General features: G+C 70.2%; 19 protein-coding genes. 7 read left to right on the top strand and 12 right to left on the bottom strand.

All coding sequences use genetic code 11. From position 1 onward, the window contains the following. Positions 1–28: 28 nt before the first annotated feature. On the bottom strand, positions 29–757 hold the full coding sequence (locus tag ACP93_RS17450) for an MgtC/SapB family protein (protein WP_048491932.1): 729 nt from the start codon (positions 755–757) through the stop codon (positions 29–31). A gap of 125 nt (positions 758–882) precedes the next feature. After that, positions 883–1,209 carry a hypothetical protein gene (locus tag ACP93_RS17455; protein ID WP_048491933.1) on the bottom strand — a complete coding sequence of 109 codons (327 nt, stop codon included), beginning with the start codon at positions 1,207–1,209 and terminating at the stop codon, positions 883–885. A 384-nt stretch (positions 1,210–1,593) separates the two neighbouring features. On the opposite strand from ACP93_RS17455, the gene rmuC reads away from it, so the two are divergent. After that, positions 1,594–3,183 carry a DNA recombination protein RmuC gene (rmuC, locus tag ACP93_RS17460; protein ID WP_048491934.1) on the top strand — a complete coding sequence of 530 codons (1,590 nt, stop codon included), beginning with the start codon at positions 1,594–1,596 and terminating at the stop codon, positions 3,181–3,183. A 538-nt stretch (positions 3,184–3,721) separates the two neighbouring features. After that, a complete protein-coding gene (locus ACP93_RS17465) occupies positions 3,722–4,264 on the top strand; it encodes a glutathione peroxidase (protein WP_048491935.1) in 543 nt (180 codons plus the stop codon). A gap of 1,057 nt (positions 4,265–5,321) precedes the next feature. On the opposite strand, the gene ACP93_RS17470 is transcribed toward ACP93_RS17465, so the two are convergent. The 6 genes from ACP93_RS17470 to ACP93_RS17495 form a co-directional block, all read right to left on the bottom strand. Then, a complete protein-coding gene (locus tag ACP93_RS17470; RefSeq protein WP_048491936.1) occupies positions 5,322–6,410 on the bottom strand; it encodes an MlaA family lipoprotein in 1,089 nt (362 codons plus the stop codon). 3 nt (positions 6,411–6,413) lie between these two features. Continuing rightward, a complete protein-coding gene (locus tag ACP93_RS17475; protein ID WP_048491937.1) occupies positions 6,414–6,731 on the bottom strand; it encodes an STAS domain-containing protein in 318 nt (105 codons plus the stop codon). Beyond that, positions 6,721–7,386 carry an MlaC/ttg2D family ABC transporter substrate-binding protein gene (locus ACP93_RS17480; RefSeq protein WP_048491938.1) on the bottom strand — a complete coding sequence of 222 codons (666 nt, stop codon included), beginning with the start codon at positions 7,384–7,386 and terminating at the stop codon, positions 6,721–6,723. The genes ACP93_RS17475 and ACP93_RS17480 overlap by 11 nt, the downstream gene beginning before the upstream one ends. Further along, positions 7,383–7,922: an outer membrane lipid asymmetry maintenance protein MlaD gene (gene mlaD / locus ACP93_RS17485; RefSeq protein WP_048491939.1), complete on the bottom strand. Its 540-nt coding sequence runs from the start codon at positions 7,920–7,922 to the stop codon at positions 7,383–7,385. Before mlaD ends, ACP93_RS17480 begins: the two co-directional genes overlap by 4 nt. Before the next feature lie 103 nt (positions 7,923–8,025). Further along, entirely contained in the window at positions 8,026–8,775 is a 750-nt protein-coding gene (locus ACP93_RS17490) for an MlaE family lipid ABC transporter permease subunit (RefSeq protein ID WP_010341089.1), read from the bottom strand. Next, positions 8,775–9,566: an ABC transporter ATP-binding protein gene (locus ACP93_RS17495; protein ID WP_048491940.1), complete on the bottom strand. Its 792-nt coding sequence runs from the start codon at positions 9,564–9,566 to the stop codon at positions 8,775–8,777. The genes ACP93_RS17490 and ACP93_RS17495 overlap by 1 nt, the downstream gene beginning before the upstream one ends. A gap of 327 nt (positions 9,567–9,893) precedes the next feature. On the opposite strand from ACP93_RS17495, the gene ACP93_RS17500 reads away from it, so the two are divergent. Then, positions 9,894–10,181, top strand: coding sequence for a DUF6916 family protein (locus ACP93_RS17500; RefSeq protein ID WP_017909947.1), 288 nt, complete (start codon positions 9,894–9,896; stop codon positions 10,179–10,181). Here ACP93_RS17500 and ACP93_RS17505 read toward each other — a convergent pair. From ACP93_RS17505 to ACP93_RS17520, 4 genes are all read right to left on the bottom strand, one after another. Beyond that, entirely contained in the window at positions 10,174–10,743 is a 570-nt protein-coding gene (locus ACP93_RS17505; protein ID WP_048491941.1) for a GNAT family N-acetyltransferase, read from the bottom strand. The genes ACP93_RS17500 and ACP93_RS17505 overlap by 8 nt on opposite strands. Before the next feature lie 10 nt (positions 10,744–10,753). Further along, positions 10,754–11,290: a phage tail protein gene (locus ACP93_RS17510; RefSeq protein WP_048491942.1), complete on the bottom strand. Its 537-nt coding sequence runs from the start codon at positions 11,288–11,290 to the stop codon at positions 10,754–10,756. Positions 11,291–11,349: 59 nt separating this feature from the next. Continuing rightward, positions 11,350–11,877 (bottom strand): phage tail protein, encoded by a 528-nt coding sequence (locus ACP93_RS17515; protein WP_048491943.1) that lies wholly within the window; start codon positions 11,875–11,877, stop codon positions 11,350–11,352. Positions 11,878–11,944: 67 nt separating this feature from the next. Continuing rightward, complete coding sequence (locus tag ACP93_RS17520) at positions 11,945–12,496, bottom strand: phage tail protein (protein ID WP_048491944.1); 552 nt, start codon at positions 12,494–12,496, stop codon at positions 11,945–11,947. On the opposite strand from ACP93_RS17520, the gene ACP93_RS22030 reads away from it, so the two are divergent. From ACP93_RS22030 to recB, 4 genes are all read left to right on the top strand, one after another. Beyond that, entirely contained in the window at positions 12,480–12,653 is a 174-nt protein-coding gene (locus tag ACP93_RS22030) for a hypothetical protein (protein WP_157862438.1), read from the top strand. The two genes, ACP93_RS17520 and ACP93_RS22030, sit on opposite strands and share 17 nt — an antisense overlap. 109 nt (positions 12,654–12,762) lie before the next feature. Next, entirely contained in the window at positions 12,763–17,808 is a 5,046-nt protein-coding gene (locus ACP93_RS17525; protein ID WP_204243716.1) for a putative Ig domain-containing protein, read from the top strand. Between the two features lie 607 nt (positions 17,809–18,415). Beyond that, positions 18,416–21,823: an exodeoxyribonuclease V subunit gamma gene (gene recC, locus ACP93_RS17530; RefSeq protein ID WP_048491945.1), complete on the top strand. Its 3,408-nt coding sequence runs from the start codon at positions 18,416–18,418 to the stop codon at positions 21,821–21,823. After that, positions 21,820–25,656 (top strand): exodeoxyribonuclease V subunit beta, encoded by a 3,837-nt coding sequence (gene recB, locus ACP93_RS17535; protein ID WP_048491946.1) that lies wholly within the window; start codon positions 21,820–21,822, stop codon positions 25,654–25,656. Before recC ends, recB begins: the two co-directional genes overlap by 4 nt. Positions 25,657–25,659: the final 3 nt, after the last annotated feature.

Consider the following 25,659-nt stretch of genomic DNA (forward strand, 5'->3'; position numbering starts at 1 on the left):
GGAGGACGTAGGGCTGGACATGGCCGGCTCAGCCTTCGACGCCGGCGTTCCAGAACGCCTGTTGTACACCCGGCTCGCTCTCCAGGCGCTGCACCACCGCATCCAGTTCCTCGGCGCGCACCGCGGTGGCGTACAGGGTGGCGGCGATCTCCACGTCCTTCTGCCCGAACGGATGCTGCTCGACTTCGCGCGCCGGGTAATGCGCCTCCTCCAGCAGTTCGATCAGCCGCTCGCGCACGTCGCCATGCACCTCGCGCGCGCAGATCGCATAGAACATGTAGGTGGCTTCCAGCGAGGATTCCTTCAGCGGATGCCGGTTGATGCGGTTCACCATCGGCCGCAGCAGCGTGTTGCTGAGCAGCACGAACATGGCCGCCAGCACCGCCTCGGCGACCAGGCCGGCACCGGCGCAGGCGCCGACCGCCCCCGACCCCCACAGCGTGGCCGCGGTATTGAGCCCGGTGACGTTGGCGCCTTCCTTCATGATCGCGCCGGCGCCGAGGAAGCCGATGCCGGAGACCACGTAGGCCACCACCTGCACCGCGCCCTGGGTGCCGCCGTGGATTTCGAACAGGCGATCGCCGAGCGAGACGAAGATCGCCGCGCCGACCGCGACCAGGGTGTTGGTGCGCAGCCCGGCGGTGCGCTGGCGCACCTGGCGCTCGAAGCCGATGATCGCGCCGAGCACGAAGGCGGCGGTGAGGCTCACCAGGGTGTCGAGCAGCGAGCCGAGATTGAACAGGCGCAGGGCTTCCATCAGGGCGCGTTCCGGTAGGCGAGGGGAGCGATCATGGCGGCTTCGGGAAAGAAAATGAGCGGATGCGGGGTGCGCATGATGCCGGGGCAAGATGGCAGCCCGCATCGCGGCGGCAGGCGCGCGGCTCAGCGCACCCCGGGCCACCACGCCAGCGCGGCGTGCAACCAGTGCGCAGCCGGGGCGCTCGCCCCGGCCTCGTGCAGGCGCCGCTGCGCCGCATGCGGCAGGCGCGCACGGACCCGGATGCGGTCGGCGACCGGCAGCTGCGACAGCGCATCGGCCATCACCCGCGGCGACTGTGCGGACAGCGCCAGGGCGAAGGCACGCGGGCCGTGGGCGACGAGCAGATGCCGCAGCGCCTCGGTGCGGCGCATGGCGACCGCGGCGCGCAGCGCGCGCTGCAGGCCGCGCTGCAGACGGAAACGGCGGGAAAACAGCGAGAACGCGAACATGACGACCTCCTTGCGGCGCGTGGCCGGCAAGGACGTCGCGGCCTGCGGGCGGCGGGCGTCTTCCGGCTCAGCGCCAGGCAGCGACCAGGCGGGGGGATTGGCAGGGGAATGCGGCGCTGACGCCGCGTCGATGCGGATCGGGGTCCATGCTCGCCTCCGGTGTCAGGGGAACGGATCGCGCGATGCGCGACGGCCGGGCGCGGCCTGATGCCGCGGCGCCGCCCACTGGGCAAGCCAGGAGCGGATGCCGCAAAGCTTGGCATGGGGCACATAGGCACACCAGCCTGCATGAGGCCATGGCGGCGATACCAAGGTATATCCCGGCCCCGTCCGCCTACCGGCGCTTGGCGCAGCGACTGAGACGCGGCCGGCTACACTGGCCGCATGCAAAACGATGCCCATTTCCTGATCCTCGCCGGCCTGTTGTGCGCCGTCATCGTCCTGTTGCTGGCCGTGCTGCTGCGGCGAGGCAACCATGCCGCCCTGGAGTCGGCCCTGCGCGAAGAGCAGCGCAGCGGCCGCGGCGAACTGCGCGAGCAGCTCGACAGCCTGGCGCGCCAGCAGGATGCGCGCAGCGAAGGTTTCGCCCGCAACCTGGCGGATCTTTCCACCCGTACCGACCAGCGCCTGGACCTGCTGCGCGAGGCGCTGACCGAGGACGCGCGGCGCGGCCGGGTCGAGGCCGGCGCCGCGCAGCAGCGGATGGCCGAGTTGCTGAGCCAGCGCCTGGTCGAGATCCGCGGCCAGCTCGACGCCTTCGGCCAGCAGCAGGATGCGCGCATGGCCCAGTTCGGCCAGCAGCAGGCCGAGCTGATCGCGCGCATCGACACGCAACTGGGCGCGCTGCGCGAGGCCCTGCTCGAGGACACGCGCAAGGGCCGCCAGGAAGGTGCGGACGCGCAGCAGCGCTTCGCCGACACGCTCGGCCTGCGTCTGAGCGAACTGATCCAGCGCAACGAGCAGCGCCTGGGCGAGATGCGCGGCACCCTGGAAGAGCGGCTGAAGGAATTGCAGGCCGACAACGCGGCCAAGCTCGAGCAGATGCGCGGCACCGTCGACGAGAAGCTGCAGACCACCCTCAACACGCGCCTGGACGCCTCGTTCAAGCTGGTCTCCGAACGGCTCGAGCAGGTCCAGCGCGGCCTGGGCGAGATGCAGCAGTTGGCCACCGGCGTCGGCGACCTCAAGCGCGTGCTGAGCAACGTCAAGAACCGCGGCGGCTGGGGCGAGGTGCAGCTGGAGAACATCCTCGAGCAGACCCTGACCCAGGAGCAGTACGCGCGCGGCGTGCGGGTGCGCCCGGAACGCAACGAGATGGTCGACTTCGCGGTGCGCCTGCCCGGCCGCGGCCACGAGGACACGCCGGTGTGGCTGCCGATCGACGCCAAGTTCCCGCGCGAGGACTACGAGCGCCTGCTCGACGCGCAGGAGCAGGGCGATCCGGAGCTGGTGCAGGCGACGGGTGCACAACTGGAGCGTGCGATCCGGGTACAGGCCAAGTCGATCTGCGACAAGTACATCGCCCCGCCGCACACCACCGATTTCGCGGTGATGTTCCTGCCCACCGAAGGCCTGTATGCCGAGACCCTGCGCCGCCCGGGCCTGGCCGACCTGCTGCAGCGCGAACACCGCATCGTCGTCGCCGGCCCGACCACGATCACCGCCCTGCTCAACAGCCTGCAGATGGGCTTCCGCACCCTGGCCATCGAGAAGCGCTCCAGCGAGGTGTGGGGCGTGCTGGCCGCGGTCAAGAGCGAGTTCGGCAAGTTCGCCGGCATCCTGGAAAAGGCCGAGAAGCAGATCAGCACCGTCGGCAAGAGCCTGGGCGAGGCCAGCCGCAAGACCCGCACCATCGAACGCCGCCTGCGCGGCGTCGAGACCCTGGCCGACGCGCAGGCCGCGCCGTTGCTGGAACTGTCGCTGCCGCTGGATGATGCGGAGGCGGAAGAGGCGGCAGACGACGACCGGGAGTGAGGGCTTGCGGTGCCCGCGGCGGCGGTGCGGCGAGTTGGGATGGCAGGGCGCCGTGGCGGTTACGTCGACGAGAGATGGCATGCGATCAGCACGCGCCATGTTGGATGCAGCGCCGCGACCTAGACGGGCCAGCGCGGCCGCTTCTTACGCGCGCGCTGTGCAGATGGCGCAGCATGCGGGTGTCCTTGTCTTGCCTGCAGTGTTGATGCGATTCGACATCGCGGATGCGTTGTCGTCTCCAGGCCGCTCGCCTGCTCGCCTGCTCGCCCGCTGGCCGATACGCGCGCTTCTGATCACGACGAGAGACACATGTGTAGCGGCGGCTCTTGTTCCTTCTGCGGCAGTCGCGAGCAGGTTTTGCGGACGCGGCTGTCGCGGCTGAAGCCGCTCCTACGGGATCACATGATCCGCAGCAAAAGCGGGTGTTACGTACCTACACAGGCTAGCTGTCGGTGCGCTGAGTTACGCGGTCACGGCACTGCGCATGCTGCGCCGGCAGCGACTATGCTGGCGCTCCTTTCGATCGAGGTAGTGCCCCATGTCCGAGTCGCTGACCGCCATCCCGCTGACCCGCATCGACGGCCAGCCGACCACCCTCGCCGCGTTCGACGGTAAGGTGCTGCTGATCGTCAACGTCGCTTCCAAGTGCGGTCTCACCGCGCAGTACGCCGGCCTGGAAGCGCTGTACCGCGAGAAGCAGGCGGCCGGGCTGGAAGTGCTCGGTTTCCCGGCCAACGACTTCAAAGGCCAGGAGCCGGGCAGCGAGGCGGAGATCCAGCAGTTCTGCCAGCTCACCTACGACGTGACGTTCCCGATGTTCGCCAAGATCGCGGTCACCGGCGAGGATACGCATCCGCTGTACCGCGCACTGATCGCCGCGCAGCCGCAGACCGAGGGCGAGGGCCCGATGCGCGAGAAGCTGGCCGGCTACGGCATCGAGCCGAATCCGGCGCCGGGCGTGTTGTGGAACTTCGAGAAGTTCCTGGTCGGCCGCCACGGCCAGGTGCTGGGCCGCTTCGCCCCGGACGTCACCGCCGAGGATCCGCGCCTGCGCGCGGCGATCGACGCGGCGTTGGGGTAATGGCGCGCTGTGCTCGCGGCCATCTGGCGGTGCTTGGACGAGTTGAAGCTGCTGTTGTGCCTTCTAGATAGCTGGTGACCGAGCGGGAGAGGTCATCGATGTCCTTGTTGTCTGGCGTCGCTTGTCGCGGCTGAAGCCGCTCCTACGTAAGGCGTGCAGCCTCGAAGCCGATGTCGCTGCCGTTGCCGCTGCCTTGGCTGTTGCTTTGGCTGTTGCTTGGCTTTGGCTTTGGCTGTTGCCCTGGCTTTTGATTTACCGGGTTCCCTTCCGAAGCGGCGGCCAGCACGGGGAAAAACCCGAAGGGCGGCGTACATGGATGTACGCCGTCCGCGGCAGGGGCAGGATGCCCCTTCCGCGGATCCCCGTGATGGACGCGAACCCGGAGCGCGCAGCGCGGAGGGCGCGAAGGCAGGGCGTGCTTTCTTTTGGTTCCTTTTCTTTGCACGAGCAAAGAAAAGGAACTAGCCCGCAAGGGCGAAAGCTGTTGCTGTTGCTTGAGATTTGAGTGTCGGACGAGAAGCACTGTAGGAGCGGCTTTAGCCGCGACACGCTTTGCATGCCACGTCACAGTGGTCGCGGCTGAAGCCGCTCCTACAATCTAGCCACCGCCACCGCCACCGCCACCGCCGCAACAGCAAAGCTTTCGCCTGGCGGCGAGTTACTTTGATCAGCCTTCGGCTGTTGAGAAGCGCTTCTTTGCTTGTGCAAAGAAAAGTAACCAAAAGAAGCGCTTTACCACAGCCGAAGGCTGGTCAAACACACCCCGCAACGCGCCCTCCGCGCTGCGCGCTCCAGGTTCGCAGCCACGACGGGACCCGGTAAGTCAAAGGCAAAGCACCAGCAGAAGCAACAGCAACAGCAACAGCAACAGCAACAGCAACAGCAGGGCCTGCTGCATGCTGGCCGGCATCGGCCGAAAACACTTGGCGCCAAGCTGCAAACCGAGCGGTCATTCCCGCCCACATCGCGCTGCACCCACAGACGATGGCAGCAAAAGTTTCAGACACAAAAAACCCGGCCGAAGCCGGGCTTTTCGTAGGCGCGTGGTCCGCCGAACTCAGCGACCGCCGCGCCACTCCGGGACCGGCATCGCGTCCACCGGCACCGTCGGGTTGGTTTCTTCCTCGCGCAGATAGGCCGGCAGGTCGTCGTCCTGGCGCTTGTGCCCGCGCATGTCGCTCTCGATCTGATAGTTGCGGCGCTGCAACCAGGCATCGCGGGTCAACTGGTACTCGTCCGGCGCCTGGTCGCGCAAGCTGTCCAGCGACAGCAGCTGCGCCCGCGTGTCGACCAGCTGCAGGCCCTGCAGGCCGATGCGTACCCGGTCTTCCTCGATCTGCTGCAGCGGCGATAGCGGCGCGTCGCCGACCAGGCCGAACGTATCGCGCACCGTGCGCGGTCCGAACAGCGGCAGCTCCAGGTAGCGCGAGCGGCGCCAGCCCCATACGCCCAGGGTTTGGCCGAAGTCCTCGCTGCGTCGCGGCAGGTTGGCGTCGGTGGCCGGGTCGAAAATGCCGCCGATGCCCAGCGTGCTATTGATCAGGAACCGGCTCAGGGTCTGCCCCGCCTGCAGCGGACGGCCCTGCAGCAACTGGTTGACCATGGTCAGCGGCGAACTGAGATTGTCGAAGAAGTTGGTCACACCCAACCGCACCGGCCGCGGCACCACGTTGACGTAGGCACGCGCCAGCGGTCGCGCCACGGCGCGGTCGACCACGTTGTTGAAGGCATGCACCTTGCGGTTGTACTTCTCCCACGGGTCGTAGCTCTGCGGTGCCTGCACGCCCTCCGGCAGGGTCGGATCGGCCACCGGGTTGTACGGATCGCCGCCGTACAGCGCGGCGTAGTCGTCCTCGGCCGAGGTCGGTGCGCCGTTGGCGCCGGCCGCGCCCGTGGCGCTTGCCGGAGGCGGTGCCGCAGCCGCAGCCGCGCTGGCCGGCGCCGGCGAGGCGCTGGCGTCCATGCCGGTTGCGGCGTCTGCCGTCGGCATGGCGTTCGCATCGGCGGTGGCGGCGCTGTCGCTGGGGGCCGGTGCGGTCTGTGCCGCCGGTGGCGGAGGCGGTGGCGGCGTGCGCTTGGGCGCGCCGGCGCAGGCGCCGAGCGCGGCCGCCAGGGTCAGGGAGGTGAGGATACGCAGCACGTTCATGTGTCAGCTCGCCGCAGGGGGAGAGTGGAAGTCCAGGGTCGAGGCCAGCCGGTAGGCGGCACTCAGATCGGTCAGGCCAGCCGGGGCGCCATGGATGGCGACCTCGGCTTGGCCCTGGGCGCGCAGGCGTGCGGCGAGTTCGGCGAGCAGCGCCAGACCGGCGCTGTCCACCCGCGACACCGCCTTCAGGTCCAGCGCGCGTGCGCCCGGCAGCGCGCGCAGCGCTGCCGGCCACAGCGCGGTGGCCGCGGCACGGTCGAGCACGCCGCTCAGCGCGAGCGTGTCGCCGTCGCGGCGCACCTGCGGCATATCACTTGCCACTGTTGCCCGCCGGTGCCGCCTGCAGCGTGCCGTTGCGCAGCTCGGCCGCGACCTCGGCGATCGACTTGTTACGCAGCGGGGTGTCGAACTGGTTGCGGAAGGTCTGCACGTACGACACGCCCTCGACCATCACGTCGAAGATCTTCCAGCCGGCGCCGGTGTTGCGCAGCAGGTAGTCCACCGGCACCGGGTCGCCGCCGCTGCGCAGCAGTTCGGTGGAGACCTTGACGCCACGGCCGCCCGGCAGCGGGGTTTCCGACTTCACCCGCACCTGCGGCTTGCCTTCGAAAGTCAGCAGCGAGGTGCCGTAGCGCTGCATCAGGTTGTCGGCCATCGCGTCGCCGAACAGTTTGACGTCGGCGTCGGAAGCGCCGCGGCCGTGCACGCCCAGCACCAGGCGGGCGGCGTAGTCGCGGTCGAAGGTCTTGTTCATCTCGCTGTCGATGAACTGGCGCAGCGCGGTGGGGTTGTTCTTGAACTCGCTGCGGCGCTGTTCCAGCGTGGTCAGGATGCGCGTGCTGTTCTCCAGCACCACCTTGCTGGCCGAACCGGCCTGGGCGGCGGCGGCCGGCGCGGCGGCCTGGGCCAGCGCGGCGGAAGGCGCGGCCTCGGCCAGCGCGGCGGCGAGAGCGGCGGAAAGCAGTTTGATCGTCATGGCTTGGGTTCCGTTGCGGGCGTGGTGGGGTCGGCAGAGGGTGCGGCAGCGGGTGTTGCGTTCTTGTCGCCGCCGGCGCTGCCGCCGCCGAACATGTACTTGCCGACCAGCTGGATCAGGTCCACCGCCGGCTGGGTGAAGGCGATTTCCTGGCCCGGCTTGAGCGTATCCGGGTCGCCGCCGGGCTGCAGGCCGACGTAGCTTTCGCCCAGCAGGCCGCTGGTCAGGATCGCCGCCGAGGTATCGGCCGGCAGGTCCTTGTACTTTTCGTCGATGGACAGGGTGACCACCGAGTCGAACTTGGTCGGGTCCAGGTCGATCTTGGCGACCTGGCCGATGATGACGCCGCCGATCTTCACCGGCGCCTGCGCACGCAGCTGGCCGATCTGCGAGAAGCGTGCGATCAGGTCGTAGCGGTGGCCGCCGAAGCCCCACTGGCGGTTGGTGGAAGCCAACGCCAGTACCAGCAGCGAGGCCAGGCCCAGCAGCAGGAAGGCGCCGACGGCGAACTCGAGACGGGGACCACGGAGAGCCATAACGTGTCTACCTTGTTGATTCAGCGTGGCCGCGGCGCCAGTGCCGCGACCGGGATGTTGCCGCGGGGCCTGCCGTCGCCGGCCGGCCCCGCGTTGGCGCCGCTCAGCGGAACAGCAGCGCCGACATGACGAAATTGAACATCAGCACCAGCAGCGAGGCATTGACCACGGCGCGGGTGGTGGCCACCGAGGTGCCCTCGATGGTCGGCTCGGCGTGGAAGCCGACATAGGCCGCCACCAGCGCCGCCGTGCCGCCGAACACCGCCGACTTCAGCATCGCCACGCCGAAGTCGTCCCAGAAATCCACGCTGCTCGACAGCGCCGACCAGAACGTGCCGCGGTCCAGGCCAAGCGCACCCACCGCCTCGAAGTAGCTGGCGCTGATCGCCAGCGAGCAGAAGATGCCGGTCAGCAGCGGCACGGTCAGCACCGCCGCCCAGAAGCGCGGCGCCACCGCCTTGGCCACCGGGTCGATCGCCATCAGCTCCAGCGCCTTGATCTGGTCGGTGGCGCGCATCAGGCCCAGCTCGGCGGCGATGGAGCTGCCGGCGCGGCCGATGAACAGCAGCGCGGTCAGCACCGGCGCCAGCTCGCGGTACAGCGACAGCCCAAGCAGGGTCGACAACGCATCGGAGGCGCCGTAGGTCTGCAGCGTGCGGTAGCCCTGCAGGGTCAGCACCAGGCCGACGAAGGCGCCGCCGACGGCGATGATCGGCAGCGAGCGCGCGCCGACCTTGTAGATCTCGCGGATCAGCTCGGCCAGCAGGTCGCGGGTCGGCAGCGAGCCGCGCAGCACGGTCAGGAAGAACAGCCCGGCGCGGCCCAGGGAACGGATCGGGGCGACGATGGCCATCAGGCGGCGCTCCGCGCGCGCTGCGGCGCATCGAACGGGATCGGGCCATCGGGCCGGCCGTGCAGGAACTGCTGCAGCAGCGGATCGGCGCTGGCCTGCAGGTCCTGCGGGGTGCCGGCGAAGACCACGCCGCCGTTGGCGATGGCCACGGCCTGGTCACAGATCGGCAGAGTCTCGTGGACGTGATGGCTGACGATGATGCTGGTCAGGCCCAGGGTGTGGTTGAGGCGCTGGATCAGGCTCATGATCACGCCGGAGGCGATCGGGTCCAGCCCGGTCAGGGGTTCGTCGTAGATCATCAGCGGCGGATCCAGCGCCAGCGCGCGTGCCAGCGCCACGCGCCGCGCCATGCCGCCGGACAGCTCGCGCGGCCAGGCGTCGGCGGCGGCCAGCAGGCCCACGGCGTGCAGCTTCAATGCGACCAGCCGCTGCAGCACCGGCTCGGGCAGACGGGTGTGGGCGCGCAATGGCAGTGCCACGTTCTCGGCCACGCTCAGATCGGTGAGCAGGCCATTGCCCTGCAGCAGCACGCCGATGCTCTTGCGCGTCTCGCGCAACGCACGGCTGCCACGCGGCAGTGGCTTGCCGAACACCTGCAGCGTGCCCGCCGCCGGCACCAGTTCGCCGGTCAATGCCGCCAACAGCGTGGACTTGCCGCTGCCGGAGGGGCCCAGCACGGCGGTGATGCTGCCGCGCGGCACGCTCAGCGACACGTCACGCAGGATCGCCCGCCCGCCGCGGTCGATGCGCACGCCCGACAACTGCACCAGATTGGATTCGGAAGACGCCATTGCGGCCTTTAACGAAAATACAACATAGGATCGATCCGTTCGGCTGAACTTAACCGAACTGGCCCGTGCAGTATTGTGGCACCGCGCGGCTCGGTGTGCGCGCCCGCTTCGCCCTGTTCATGCAACAGCGTGTCATACGGCCGCGCATTGGCTCGTCGGCGACGGGTACCGCGCACCTCTGGTCGCCATCGCACCGGCGTCGCACAGCCGCACTTGCGTGTGACCCACGTCGGTGTGGACAAATGTCCGTACAGCGCTTGTGCGCTTCGCGACGGCACGCGACGATGCCGCCATGGCGACCGTGCCGAACCACACCTGGAGTCAAGGATGGAGCTGTTGAGCTTGGAACACTTCGCCGGAAGCGTGAACGAGACGTTCTCGGCGCAGTTGAACGAAGGCGAGGTCGCGTTCGTGCTGGTCGAAGCGCGGCCGCTGCCGACGCCGCCCGCGGCGCGGCGCGCGCCATTTTCGCTGCTGTTCCGCAACGGCTCGGCGTTTCTGTTTCCGCAGCAGACCTACCAGATGCGCCATCCGCGCCTGGGCGAGATCGGGATCTTCCTGGTGCCGGTCGCGCGCGAACGCGACGGCTTCCTGTATCAGGCCGTGTTCAACTGACCGAGCCGCTTGTCCACGTGCCGTGGCCATCCCAGCGCATGGCCAGATGTGTCTGGCCGGCCTCGCCGGCGACGAAGCCCAGCCGCGCATAAAGCCGCTGCGCCGCGGGGTTGGCGTGCAGCACATGCAGTGTCAGTGCGCGCCCGTCCGCACTCGCGAGCGCCTGTGCATGCGCGATCAGCGCGCCGCCGATGCCTTGGCCACGGCAGTCCGGCAGCAGGCTGATATCGACCAGGACGTGCGGATCCGCGCTGCGGTCCAGATACAGCCGACCCAGCCGCGCGCGTGCGTCTTCCACGATCAGGAAGTCGGCGCCGGGAAAATGTTGCAGATACTGCGCATGCTGCAAGGCGAACTGCTGGTCGAGGAAGGCGCGCTTGGCCGGTTCCGGCCAGGGCACCGCGGCCAACTCGTCGCGGCGCGTGCTGGCGTACAGCGCGCGCAGCCAGTCCAGGTCCTCTGCCTGCGCAGGACGCAGGACGATGCCGCGCGCGCCCAGTGCGGGCGGCGCGGCGAGCCCGGCGTCCCGCTGCGGAAAGCCAGGCGACGCGGCGATCGACATCACACCGGTCTCAGTTGAAGACCGGATAGTCGCCCTGCAGCGCGATGCAGAAGTTCACCGCCAGATACGGCTGCCGGTTCTCGTGCGCCTGGCCGGTGCCGGTAGGCATCAACATGGTCGGGGAGAACTGCTTGTCCGGCGCGACCGCCAGGAATGGCCGCTCGTTGTTGACGTTCAACGACGACAGGGCCGCGCCGCTGACGGGCGTGCCGGTCTTCTTGGTTGGGTCGGCCTGCGAGTAAGCGTTGACGCCGTGTTGGTGCAGCGGGATCTGTGAACTCTGCAGGCTCACCGAGGCGGAGCCGACGTTGCTGCCCAGCGTATGCGGAGACAGGCCCGGTCCCTGGCCCTGCTGGCAGCCGGCGCGCGCGCAGAAGTTCGGCAACTGGAACGTGCTGCTGCCGTTGCCGCCATAGGCAACTCCCAGCAGCGAGAACAGGGTGGTGTTCTGCGCGATTGGCAGTACGGCGCCATTGCACAGGGCCCAGCCATACGGGTTGTAGTCGAAGCCGAACAGCTGGATTTCGCCGATGTAGGGTTCGGTCATGAGCGGGTTCCTCCGATGGAACGGATGCGTGCCGCAGCCGGGTCGGCGCGGCGCATGGATCAGGCCTGCTGCGGGAAGATGCCGGTGGTGGCGATGCAGTACTGCACCGTCAACGTCGGCATGACGTTGTTGTGTGGCTGGCTGCCGCCGGCGTACGAGGTGCTCTGCCCGGACATCGTCACCATGGTGGCGCCGGTGACGTCGCTGGCGTAGAACGCGGCACCGTTGACCGCGGCGGGCACCAAGCCGGCGGGCGCCGGTGCGGTCGCCGCGGCGGTGGTGGCCTGGGCAGTATGCGTGTGCGCCGGCATCTGCAGGTCGACCAACGTCACCGTCTCGGTACCGGCGCGCTGGCCGAGGACGTAGTTGTTCAAGCCCGGTCCCTGGCCCTGGTGGATCGGCAGGCGCCCGCGCAGGTCCGGCACGCCGAAGGTGCTGGTGCCGTTGCCGCCGTACGTGGTGCCGAGCAGCAGGTACAGCGGCTCGTATTCGGAGATCTGCAGCAGCGAGCCATCGCAGGCCTGCCAGCCCTGGGGAGTGCGGCCGAAGCCGAACATGCGGATTTCGCCGATGAATGGAGTGCCCATATGGTCCTTCCTGGTCGATGAAGCGCCGCGCGCAGACAGCGCGCCCTGCGCCCGAGTGCGGAGACGCCTAGTTGCGCGAAGGGAAGATGCCGGACAGCGCGATGCAGAAATTCAGCGTGGTGTACGGCTGCAGGTTCGGATGCGCCTGGCCGCCGCCGCTGTTGGCGATGGTGGACTGCGCCAGCGGCACCATCGTGCCGGGCGCGGCATACAGCGCATGCGGTGTGCCTGGCCCCGGGTTGACGACGTTGTTCGCGAACAGGCGTCCGGTCGGCACACGGTTGTCGCCGTTGGCGCTGCTGCAATCCATGATGTGCAGATGCGCGGGCAGGTTGTCGCCCACCAGCGTCACCGTCTCCGCGCCGGCGGCCTGCCCCAGCGGCACCGCGGGTGGTTGCCACGCGGGGTCGACCGACGGCCCATAGCCCATGGGCGTACGCCCACGCATGTCCGGCAAGCCGAACGTGGTCTTGCCGTCGCCGCCGTAGCGCGTGCTGAGCAGACTGAACAAGGCCTGGTTCTGATTGATCGGCAGCAATTGCCCGTTGCATTGCGCAAAATACTTCGGCGCAAACGCGAAACCGGTCAGCATGATCTGACCGATGAAGAACTCGCTCATGCGGATCTCCCCCCCGGAGTTGGTGGCGACCGACCTCGTGTCGGGCGCCGCATTACTTAATCACGACTTGCGCGACATGCAAGCGACGATTTTGCTGAACCAGACAGACGTGACGCATTTGTTGCTTTACGTGACGTCCGACTTGTTGTTCCAATAGCCGCGCAACGCGCGTGGCCGATGCTTGTCGGGCCGATGTTCCGCGAAGTCCGAGGCACCAGGATGGCTGCCAGCGCCCATGGGGTGGCGCGATTTAGGGGAATCGAAATATGTCTACGAAATACACCGCGTCGAGCGGCGTGCGCTTGACGCTGCGTTGGCTGATGGCGCTGTTGTTGCTGGCGGTGTCGCAGGTCTGTCTGGCCGCCGGACCGTTCTGTACGACGCCGCAGACCGCGACCATCAACTCGGGCCAGTCGGTGACGTTCGACGTCAGCAATTGCGACAATCCCGTCGACAACTTTGGCATGAGCGACGGTTCGCAACCCTCGCACGGCAGCGCTGTCCTCACCGGTCAGCTCGATAGCGCCGGCACTCAACGGGTGACCTATACCAACAACGGGGACGGCGCGACCTCGGATACGTTCTATCTGCTCGACAGCGAGACTCCTGCCAACCAGATCGTCTTCAACATCACCATCAACCCCACGCGGCAAGCCAGCATCGCGGTCTCGCCGTCCAGTGCCAACGAGGACAGCGGCACGGCCTTCGTCTACACGGTGACGCTGAGTCAGACCAACAGTTCGCCGACCACGGTGAACCTGACCCGCAGCGGGACCGCCACCAGCGGGACCGACTATACCGGCGCGGTCAGCAGCGTCGTGGTGCCGGCCAACGCGTCCTCGGCCAGCTTCAGCATCACCCCCGTCGCCGACACGACGGTGGAACCCGATGAGACGGCGATCTTCAGCGTCGCCGGCGGCACCGGCTATTCCGTCGGCAGCCCGTCCAGCGCCACGGCCACCATCGTCAACGACGATTTCCCGGTCGCCAGCATCACGGTCTCGCCAGCCAGCGTGACCGAGGATGGCGCCCCCAACCTGGTCTACACCGTCGCGCTGAGCCAGCCTTCGCCGTCGGCGCTCTCGATCGGTTTCAACGTGGGCGGTACCGCCACAAACGGCACCGACTACGCCACGATCAATTCGCCCTTGGTGATCGCGGCCGGCCAGACCAGCGGCACCATCACCGTCAACCCAACGCCGGACACGACCGTCGAACCCGACGAGACCGTGGTGATCAGCCTCAATGCGGGCAGCGGCTATACGGTCGGTTCGCCGAACAGCGCCACCGGTACCATCCTCAACGATGACCAGCCGGCGTTGTCGATCAACGACGTGCCGGTGAATGAAGGCGATTCCGGCACCACCAGCGCGACCTTCACCGTGTCGCTCAGCCAGCCGGCCGCCAGCGGCGGGGTCAGCTTCAACATCGGCACGGCCGACAATACGGCAACCGCGGGCACCGACTACATCGCCGCCAGCGTGACCGGGATGACCATCCCGGCCGGCAGCAGCAGCGCCACCTTCACCGTGCAGGTCGTCGGCGACACGCTCAACGAACCCAACGAAACCTTCTTCGTCAACGTCACCAGCGTCAGCGGCGCCACGGTCACCCGCGGGCAGGGAGTGGGCACCATCGTCAACGACGATGCCGTGCCGGCGCTGTCGGTCGGCGACGTCAGCGTCGCCGAGGGCAACAGCGGTACCACCACGGCGACGTTCACCGTCAGCCTCAGCGCCGCCAGCGGCCAGACCGTCACCGTCAACTACGCGACCGCCGATGGCACCGCCACCGCCGGCAGCGACTATGTCGCCCGCTCCGGTACGCTGACCTTCGCCCCCGGCACCACCTCGCAGGGCGTGGCGGTCACCATCAATGGCGACACCACCGTCGAACCGGACGAAACCTTCAGCCTCAACCTGTCCGGGGCCAGCAATGCCACCATCGCCCGTGCCAGCGCAACCGGCACCATCCTCAACGACGATGCGGTGGTGACGGTCTCGCCGGCGTCACTGCCCGCCGCCACCGCAGGCAGCGCCTACAGCCAGACCCTGCTCGCCAGTGGCGGCACTGCGCCGTACAGCTTTGCCATCATCAGCGGCGCGCTGCCGGCCGGGTTGACCTTGAGCAGCACCGGCGTGCTGTCCGGCACACCGACTGCCAGCGGCAGCTTCAACTTCACCGTGTCCGCCACCGACAGCGGCACGCCCACCAGCGGCAGCCGCGCCTACACCCTGACCGTGGCCGCACCGACGCTGACCCTGCCGGCGACGACATTGTCCAACGGCACCGCCGGGCAGCCCTACAGCGCGGCGATCACCCAGGCCAGCGGCGGTATTGCGCCGTATACCTACACGGTCAGTGCCGGCGCCTTGCCGGCCGGCGTCACCGTCAACAGTGCCAGCGGCGCGCTCACTGGTACCCCGACCGTGGCCGGCAACTTCAGCTTCACCCTGACCGCCACCGACAGCACCTCCGGGACCGCGGGACAGGCGGCGCGCAGCTATACCCTGGCGATCGTTTCGCCGACCTTGACGGTGGCTCCGTCCGCACTGCCGTCCGGGACCGCGGGTACCGCCTACAGCCAGACGCTGAGCACCAGCGGCGGCACGGCGCCCTACACCTACGCGCTCAGCTCCGGTGCCCTGCCTGCGGGCCTGAGCCTGAGCAGCGCCGGTGTCCTATCCGGCACCCCGACCGTGGCCGGCAGCTTCAGCTTCGTCGTCGGCGTCACCGATGCCGGTGGCTTCGGCGGCTCGCATGCCTATGCCCTGTCCATCGTTGCGCCCGCGCTGACCATCACGCCGTCGACCCTGCCCGCGGCGGCGATCGGCGCCAGCTACAGCCAGGCGCTGAGCACCAGCGGCGGCACTGCGCCGTACAGCTATGTGCTCAATGCCGGCGCCTTGCCGAGCGGGATGAGCCTGAGTGCCGGCGGTGTGCTGTCCGGCACGCCGACCACGGCTGGCAATTTCGCGTTCACCGTGCGCGTCACCGACGCTAACGCCTTCACTGCGGCGCAGGCGTTCACCCTGACGGTCGCGTCGCCGACGCTCACCCTGGCCCCGCCGGCACTGCCGGCCGGTACCGCGGGCAGCGCCTACAGCCAAGCACTCAGCGCCACCGGCGGGACAGCGCCCTATAGCTACAGCATTGCCACCGGCGCACTGCCGGCCGGATTGAGCCTGAGCGCCGCTGGCGTGCTGTCCGGTACCCCGACCCAGGCGGGCAGCTTCGCCTTCACCGCCACCGTCACCGACAGCACCGCCGGGGTTCCCGGCCAAGCCAGCCGCAGCTATACGTTGAGCATTGCCGCGCCGACCCTGATCGTGGGTCAGCCGACCTTGCCGGCCGGCACCGCGGGCACGGCGTACACCCAGACCCTGAGCGTCAGCGGCGGCGCTGCGCCGTACAGCTACAGCGTGGTCAGCGGCGCGCTGCCGACCGGGCTGAGCCTGACCCCGGCGGGCGTGCTGTCCGGCACGCCGAGCGCTGCTGGCAGTTTCGCCTTCAGCCTCAAGGTGAGCGACGCCAACGGCTTCTCGGTCACGCAGGCCTACACCCTGACCATCGCCTCGGCGGTACCGGCACCGGTGGCGGCGAACGACACCGGCGCCACGCTGGTGGATACCCCGCTGACCCTGGAGGTGACCGGCAACGACACCGGCAGCATCGACAGCATCGCCATCGCCACCGCTCCGAGCCATGGCACCGCGACGGTCGAAGGCCGGCGCCTGGTGTACACGCCGGCGGCCGGTTACGTGGGTGTGGACAGCGTGGCCTACACCGCCGTCGGCGCGGGCGGCAGCTCGGCGCCGGCGACCGTCACCATCACCGTCAACGCCCGCCCCATCGCGGTGTCGGCGACAGTGCCGGCGGTGACCGGACAGGCGCAGACCGTGGACGTCACCCGTAACGCCACCGGCGGTCCGTTCGTGGCCGCTGCCGTGGTCGCGGTGCTGCCGGCCAACGCCGGCACCGCCACGATCACCCGGGCCGCCGCCAAGGCCGCTGGTGTGCCGACGGCGGCCGCGGACGACGGTCCGGGTTTCGTGCTGACCTTCGTGCCGAACCCGGCCTTCTCCGGCAACGCCACGGTGCGCTTCACCCTGTCCAACGCGTATGCGACCTCGGCCGCGGCGGACATCGTGTTCGTGATCGCGCCGCGCCCGGATCCGACTCAGGATGCGCAAGTGCGTGGTTTGATCGACGCGCAGGCCGAATCGACCCGGCGCTTCGCCAAGGCGCAGATCGACAACTTCCAGCGCCGCCTGGAAGCGACCCACCGTGGCGCACGCGGCTTCGACAACGGGATGAGCTTCCAGGCCACCTCGCACTGCCGCCAGCGCGACCGCACACTGCAGAGCGATCGCAACCTCGACGCGCAAGCGTGCGATCCGGCCAATCGCGACCTGCGTGACGGCGCCATGGACGGCTGCGCCGATACCGCGTCGGCAGCGCAGCGCGACACCGCGGCAGGCGACCTCGGTCTGTGGGTGGGCGGTGCGATCCGCTCCGGCAGCCTGGACAAGCAGTCGCAGCGCGCCGGCGTGGATTTCCAGACCGATGGCCTGAGCCTGGGTGCCGATTACCGCGTCTCCTCGGCCTTCGCGCTCGGGGCGGGCGTGGGTTGGGGCCGCGACGACAGCGATGTCGGCCGCGACGGCAGTCGCAGCAAGTCCACGGCGTACACGCTGGCGCTGTATGCCAGCTATCACCCGGGTCAGACCCTGTTCTTCGACACCTTGGTCGGCTATCAGCTGCTGTCCTACGACCTGCGCCGCTACGTCACCGACAACGGCGCGCTGGCCGAAGGCGACCGCAGCGGCCACCAGTGGATCGCGTCGCTGTCGGCCGGTGCCGACCTGCAGCGCGGCGATTGGCAGATCACCCCGTATGCGCGGGTGGACGCCGCGCGCGCCACGCTCGATGCCTACAGCGAAGCGGCGATGGCGCCGTATGCGCTGCGCTACGAAGACATGGACGTGGCCACCACCACCGGCAACCTCGGTCTGCGCCTGGAATGGCGCCGGCAGATGTCCTGGGGACGGCTGACGCCGCAGTTCCGGCTCGAGTACCAGCACGACTTCCAGGGCCGTGGCGACGCCACGCTGGGGTATGCCGACATCGTCGGCGGCACCCTGTACCGCACCGGGCAGACGGTGTACGACCGCAACCGGCTGATGCTGGGCGTGGGCGTGGTGTTCAGCACCGACCAGGGCCTGTCCACGCGCGTGGAGTATCGCGGCGTCACCGACGGTGACAGCGGCAGCGACCAGACCTGGATGTTCAACGTCGAGAAGAAGTACTGACGCTTTAAGCCCCTCTCCCACCGGGAGAGGGGTTGGGGTGAGGGTCTGGCGCGAAGCGTCTCGCGATGGTTGGGCGCACGAGGCTGTGCTCATACCCTCATCCGCCCCTGCGGGGCACCTTCTCCCGATTGGAGAAGAGAGCGGCTAGCCCCTCTCCCGCCGGGAGAGGGGTTGGGGTGAGGGTCCGGCGCGAAGCGTCTCGCGATGTTCGGGTGCGCGAGACTGCGCCCGGACCTCATCCGGCCCTTCGGGCCACCTTCTCTCGATGGGAGAAGGGAACAGCTAGCCCCTCTCCCACCGGGAGAGGGGTTGGGGTGAGGGTCTGGCGCGAAGCTTCTCGCGATGGTTGGGCGCACGAGGCTGTGCCCATACCCTCATCCGCCCCTGCGGGGCACCTTCTCCCGGTGGGAGAAGGAGACGGCTAGCCCCTCTCCCACCGGAAGAGGGGTTGGGGTAAGGGTGCGGCGCGAAGCGACTCGCGCAGTTTTGGGTGCACGAGGCTGTGCCCGTACCCTCATCCGCCCTGCGGGGCACCTTCTCCCGATGGGAGAAGGGAAGAGCCTCGCGCAAAGGCGCCGCACCCGCGCATCCGGCACAATGCCCGCACATGCCTGCCCCATCCGCGCCCGATTTCCGGCTGTATCCGTCCAACGCGCTGGATACCCTGGCCGCCCTGCTCGCCGAAGAACTGCGCCGGCCGCCGCCGGAGCAGCCCTTGCTGGCGCCGGAGGTGGTGCTGATCCCGCAGGTGGCGATGCGGCGCTGGCTGCAGTCGACCCTGGCCGCGGTGCACGGGGTGGCGGCGAACCTGGAATTCCTCACCCCCGGCGAGTTCGTCGCGCGCGCGCTGGAGCGCAATCTCGGCGCGGCCGCCGACGACCTGGACATGGCGACCATGCACTGGCGCCTGTATGCCGCGCTGCAGGGCGACCTGGGCAACGATGCCGCGCTGGCGCCGCTGGCCGGCTATCTGGCCGACGGCGATGCGCTCAAGCCGTGGAGCCTGGCCGGCGAGCTGAGCAACGTGTTCGAGAAGTACCAGGCCTGGCGCCGCGACTGGCTGCTGCGCTGGGAAGGCGGCGCCGACCCGGACGATCCGCAGGCGCGGCTGTGGCGGCGCATCGCCAGTGGTCGCGCCTACCGCGCGCGGCGCATCGGCCAATACCTGGACCGCTACGCACGCCCGGACGGGCCATTGCCGCAGGGCCTGCCGCGGCGCCTGTTCGCCTTCGCCGTGCTCAACATCTCCCCGGACGTGCTGCGCGTGCTGGCCACGCAGGCGCGCGCCGGCACGCTGCACTTCTACCTGCCGACGCCGGCGCAGGGCTACTGGGGCGATCTGCAGACGCTGTGGCAGCGCCGCCGCGAGGGCGGGGCGGTGGACCTGTTCGCCGAACAGGTGCAGGAGAATCCGCTGCTGCAGGCCTGGGGCGCGGCCGGGCGCGACTTCATGGCGCTGATCGGCGACTACGAGGTGGTGCACCCGCTGGCCGAGATCGCGGTCTATGCCGATCCGCTGGAGTCGGGTCGGCGTGCGCTGGCCGATGGAGGCCTCGGCGACAGCCTGCTGCGGCGCATGCAGAGCGACCTGTTCCATCGCCGCGCGCCGGCCAGGCCGGCACCGCTGGCCGCGGTGGATCCACACGATCCCAGCCTGCAGGTGCACGCCTGCCACACCCGCCTGCGCGAACTGCAGGTGCTGCACGACCAGGTGCGCGCGCTGCTGGACGATCCGCGCTTCGAGCCACCGCTGCAGCCGCGCGAGATCGCGGTGCTGTCGCCGGACATCGACCCCTACGTGCCGTATCTGGACGCTGTGTTCGGCGGCCACGCCGGCGACGACGCCTTGCCGTATGCGCTGGCCGACGCCAGCCCGCTGGCCAGCGAGCCGCTGGCCGAGGTGTTCCTGGCGCTGCTCGGCCTGCCGATCGCGCGCTTCGGCCTGCACGAGATCCTGGACCTGATCGCCAGCGCGCCGATCGCCGAGGCCGCCGGCCTGGACGAGGCCGGGCTGGAACGCCTGCGCAGCTGGCTGCACGCCGCCGGCGCGCGCTGGGGCCTGGACGCGGCGCACCGGCAGCGCCACCAGGCGCCGGCCGACGACGCCTATACCTGGCGCTTCGCCCTGGACCGGCTGCTGCTCGGCCACGCCAGCGGCGCCGAGGACGACATCGATGGCGTCGCGCCGTGGCCGCAACTGGAAGGCAGCGCGCTGGCCGCGCTGGACACGCTGCTGCGCCTGCTACGCGTGCTCGACCGCCACCAGGCGGCGCTGGCCGAGCCGATGCCGCCGGCGCAGTGGCGCGAAGTGCTGCTGGGCCTGCTCGAGGCGCTGCTGCCGCAGAGTCCGTCGGCGCCGCGCCAGCAGCGCGCGCTGGAGCGGCTTCGTGCGCTGATCGACCAGTTCGCGCGCGACGCCGCCCGTGCCGACTACGCCGACGCGGTGCCGGCCGAGGTGGTGCGCGCGCACTTCGCCGCGGTGCTGGGCGAATCGGACACGCGCGCGCCGCTGCTCACCGGCGGCATCAGCTTCGGCCGCATGGTGCCGATGCGGCTGCTGCCGTTCCGGGTGATCTGCCTGCTGGGCATGAACGACGGCGATTTCCCGCGCCGCGATCCGGCCGCCGGGCTCAACCGCCTCACCGCCGACCTGGGCACCACGCGCCGCCGCCACGGCGACCGTTCCACCCGCGAGGACGACCGCTTCCTGTTCCTGCAGCTGTTCGCCTCGGCGCAGGATGTGTTCTACCTGAGCTACCTGGGCGCCGACGCACGCGACGGCAGCGTGCGCGAACCCTCGCCGCTGGTCGGCGAACTGCTGGCTTGCGCCGCGCAGTACCACGCCGACCCGGCCGCGGCCGCGGCGCTGGTGGTGCGGCATCCGCTGCAGCCGTTCGCCGCGGCCGCGTTCGGCGCCACCGGTGCCGAGGACGCCGATCCACGCCGTTTCAGCTACCGCCGGCAGTGGCGACCGGCGGTGGACAGCCTGGTCGGGCAGCGGCAGCCGCTGGCACCGTGGATCGACGATCTGCCGGCCTCTACCGACGACGCGCTGCCTTCGCAGCTGTCGATCGACGATCTGCGCCGCCTGCTGGTCGATCCGGCCGGGCAGTTCCTGCGCCAGCGTCTGGGCCTGCGCCTGCCCGATCCGGCGCAGGCCGACAGCGACCTGGAACCGCTGCTGGCCCCCAGCCGTGGGCTCGACCAGTACGGCTTGCAGCAGCAGGTGTTCGACGCGGTGCTGCGCGAGGACACCGACGCCCTGTACGAACGCCTGCGCGCCCGCGCGCTGCTGCCCTCCGGGCCGCTGGGCCGGCGCCAGCTCGACGAGCGCGTACGCCAGTTGCGCCCCTACGCCGAGGCGTTCCGGCAGTGGCGCGGCAGCGACAACGCACCGCTGGCGCCGCGGCTGCAGGTGGACCTCGACGGCACCGCGCTGCACGGCCGCCTGCCGGGCTGGTACGCGCCCGGCGTGGCGCGCGTGCAGGTGGGCGCGCTGAGCGGGCGCAGCGCGATCCGCCACGGGCTGGAATGGCTGCTGCTGCGTGCCGCCGGCGAACAGGTGCCCTACGTGCGCTTCTTCGACCACGACGACAGCCTCGGCCCGCATCCGATGGACCGTGAACCGCTGGCCGCCGCCCAGGCGCAGCAGGCGCTGGGCGAACTGCTGCAGCTGTATCGCCACGGCCGCCAGGCGCCGCTGGCATTCGCGCCGTACAGCAGCTGGAAGTACTACCAGGCCGTGCGCGCCGGCGATCTGGACAAGGCAATCAAGGACGCCGCCGCGCAATGGCAGGCCAGCTTCGGCTGGAGCGAGGCGGACAGCCCGGAACTGCGCCTGGTTGGCCGCGGCCGCGACCCGTTCGCCGATGCGCAGCGCTTCGCCGACTTCGCCGCCACCAGCCAGCGCGTGTTCGGCTTGCTCGAACAGGGCGACGCCGGCCCCGCGCTCGATCCCGAACGGCTTAGCGAGAGCTGGCAGCGCTGGCGCGGCACGCAGGAGGACGCCGAATGAGCGCCATGCCCGACCGCGACCCCTACCTGCAGCTCCCGCTGCACGGCGTGCGCCTGATCGAGGCCAGCGCCGGTACCGGCAAGACCTTCACCCTGGCCACCTTGTTCACCCGCCTGGTGGTCGAACGCGGCCTGCGCCTGGGTCAACTCCTCGCCGTCACCTTCACCGAGGCCGCCACCCAGGAACTGCGCCGCCGCATCCGCGAGCGCCTGGCGCTTGCTGCGACGCTGGTGCCGGACGCCGATGGAAGCTCCGTAGGAGCGGCTTCAGCCGCGACAGACATCGCAGAAGACCCGTCGCGGCTAAAGCCGCTCCTACAACAAGACCCACCCGACGTCGCCCTCACTCGCGCCATCCTCGCCGCGCATCTGGCCACCGGCACCGAAACCCCAACCGCCCTGCGCCGCCGCCTGCAGCAGGCCGCCGAGGACATCGACCTCGCCGCCATCTTCACCATCCACGGCTTCTGCGCGCGCGTGCTGCGCGAGCATGCGCTGGAAAGCGGCCAGGCCTTCGCCGCACCGCAACTGCTCACCGACGACCGCGAACTGCTGCGCGACGTCGCCGCCGACCTGTGGCGGCAACGCGCCGCCGATCCGGCGATGGCCGAGGATCTGGTGGCGCTGTGGCCGGGCGGGCCGGACGGCATGGCCATCGACCTGCGCGAACTGGTGCGGCATCCGACCCTGCTGCCGGCCGCGCCGGTCTTCGCCGCCGAGGACGGCGCCGTGTTGCAGCAGGCCGCGCAGCGCGCCGGTGTGGCCCTGGCCGAGGCGTTCCGCACCCACGGCACCGCCTGTTTCGAAGCGATCGCCACGGCGATCGAGGCCGGCGTGCTGAGCAAGGTCAGCTACAAGCCCGACTGGCTGACCGCGCTGTGGCACTGGCTGGATGCCTTCGCCGCGGCGCCGGCGGCGGACGTGCCGCCGCATCCGAAGCTGGTCAAGCTCACCGGCGCCGAACTGGCGGCCGGCACCAACAAGAAGCACGCCGAGCGCACCCCGGCCTCGTCGCTGAGCCACGCCATCGATGGCTATCTCGCTGCGTTGGCGCAGCTGGCGCAGTGGCGTACGCGACGTCGCATGTGTCTCTTGCACGCGCTGCGCGCCGACGCGGCGGAGCGGCTGGCCTATCTCAAGCGCCAGCGCCGCGTGCAGACCTACGACGACCTGGTCGAGGGCGTGGCGCGCGCGCTGGAAGGTCCGCATGGCGAGGCCCTGGCGCAGCGGCTGCGCGCGCAGTACGCGGTGGCCCTGGTCGACGAGTTCCAGGACACCGACGATCGCCAGTGGACGATCTTCCGCAAGGTGTTCGCCCCGGCGACGGCCGATGCCAACGTGGCGCAGGACGATGCGGCGCTCGCGCCATCGCTGTCGGCACCGGACGACACGCGGCCACTGCTGGCCCTGATCGGCGACCCCAAGCAGGCCATCTACGGCTTCCGCGGCGGCGACGTGCGCACCTACCTGGCCGCCGCCGCGGACGCCGAACGCGCGCCGCCGCTGGCGCACAACTTCCGCTCGCGCCCGGCACTGCTGGCGGCGATCGACGCGCTGTACGCGCAGGCCGGCTACACCGAGGCCTTCCTCACCGACGGTATCGCCTTCCACCCGGTGCAGCCGGGCAGCAAGCGCGTCGATGCCGACCTGCAACGCGGTGGCGCGCCGGCCCCGGCGCTGACCGTGTGGCGTGCACCGGAACCGCCGCCGCCGGCCACCGCCAAGGCGCCGGGCAAGCCCAAGCCGTGGAGCGCCGGTCGCGCCCGCGAGTTGTGCACCGCCGCCTGCGTGGCGGCGATCCGCGGCTGGCTGGCCGAGGCCCGCGACGGCCGCGCCAGCTTGCTCGGCCGCCCCGTGCAGGCCGGTGACATCGCGGTGCTGGTGCGCAGCCATGGCGAAGCCACGCGCATCCAGCAGGCGCTGGCCGCCGCCGGCATTCCCGCGGTCGCCGCCGGCCGCCGCAGCCTGTTCGCCACCGACGAGGCGCTGGAACTGCTGGCGCTGCTGCAGGCGCTGCTCGACCCCGGCGACGACGGCCGCCTGCGCGCGGCGCTGGCCACCGTGCTGATCGGCGAGGACGCCGCGGCCATCGCCGCACTCGACCACGACGGCGAACGCCACCGCCGCTGGCAGCAACAGGCGCTGGATTGGCGCGAACGCTGGCAGCGCGGCGGCCCGCTGGCCCTGATCGGCGACCTCGGCGCCGCACACGGGCAGCGCCTGCTGGCGCTGGTCGACGGCGAGCGCCGCCTCACCAACTACCTGCAGCTGGCCGAACTGCTGCAGGAAGCCGACACCCGCGCACTCGGCCCGCATGGCCTGGTCGACTGGCTGGCGCGGCGCATCGCCAATGCCGACGACAGCGACGAAACGCAGCAGTTGCGCCTGGAATCGGACGCGCGCCGCGTGCAGATCGTCACCCTGCACAAGAGCAAGGGCCTGGAATATCCGCTGGTGTTCCTGCCGTACGCCGGCATCGGCCGCAGCGAGCGCAGCCCCGGGCGCCACTGCGTGGTGCCGGCGCCGCAGGGCGGGCGCCAACTGCAGTGGAACACCGGCCGCAGCGGCGGCGAGGCCGACCCGGCCTGGGAGACGGCCGAAGCCGCGTGGAAACAGGAACAGCGCGCCGAGGACGCGCGCCTGCTCTACGTCGGCCTGACCCGCGCCGAACATGCGCTGTGGATCGCCACTGGTGCGTTCTTCAAGCACGACGCGACCGCGCTGGAACCTATGCTGCGCGACCTCGACGCCTTGCAGGCCGCCGCCGCTCCCGGCGCGGTCGCCCTCGACAGCACGCCGCCGCCCGCACAACTGCCGCGGCTGCCGCCCGAGCCGGCGCCGCCGGTGCCGCCGGCGCGCGTGCCGCAGCGGCGGGTGCTGCCGGAGTGGTGGGTGTACAGCTTCACCCAACTGGCCAACGCCGACGCCGGCAGCGACCCGATGGCCAGCGCCACCGTGCCCAGCAGCGGCGGCAGCGACGAACCCGCTGCCAGCGAGACGGTCAGCGCCGCGGTGGAGGTGGACATGGTCGATCGCCGCTTCGTCGGCAACCGCTTCGGCGTGGCCATGCACGACGTGTTCGAGCGCTGCGACTTCGCCGCCTGGCGCGCCTGGCGCCCAGGCCAGCCGGCACCGGCCGGGCAAGCCACCGCCATCGTCGAAGCGCTGCAGCGCGGCGGCTATGCCGAGGACGAACTGGAAGACGGCACCGCCATGCTCACCGCCCTGGTCGGCAACACCCTCACCGTGGCGCTGCCGGAAGGCACCTGCCTGGCCGCGGTGCCGGAGGAGCAGCGGCGCAACGAAATGGAATTCCACTTCGCCATGCGTCCGACCCGGGTCGATGCGCTGCTGGCGCTGCTGCACCGCTTCGGCGTGGCTGGCGAGCGCCAGGCGTTCGGCGCGCGGCAGCGCCTGGAGGGGCTGATGACCGGCCTGATCGACCTCACCTACCACCATGACGGCCGCTGGTACGTGCTCGACTACAAGTCCAACCGCCTGCCGGCCTACGACCCCGATGCGCTGGCGCGGGCGATGGCGCACAGCGAATACACCTTGCAGGCGCTGATCTACACCGTGGCGCTGCACCGCTGGCTGCGCTTCCGCCTGGGCGACGGCTACGACTACGCTCGCGACTTCGGCGGCGTGCGCTACCTGTTCTGCCGCGGCCTGGACGCCGCACGCGACCCATCGCCAGGCGTGCACGCCTGGCGTTTCGACCCGCAACTGATCGAAGGCGTCGACACCTTGTTCGCGGGCGCCCCGCTCGAGCCCCTCTCCCCCCGGGAGAGGGGTTGGGGTGAGGGTACGTCCGCCCACGGAGCCACCCCGTGAGCC

Source organism: Xanthomonas sp. NCPPB 1128 (genome assembly GCF_001043115.1).
Taxonomy (GTDB): domain Bacteria; phylum Pseudomonadota; class Gammaproteobacteria; order Xanthomonadales; family Xanthomonadaceae; genus Xanthomonas_A.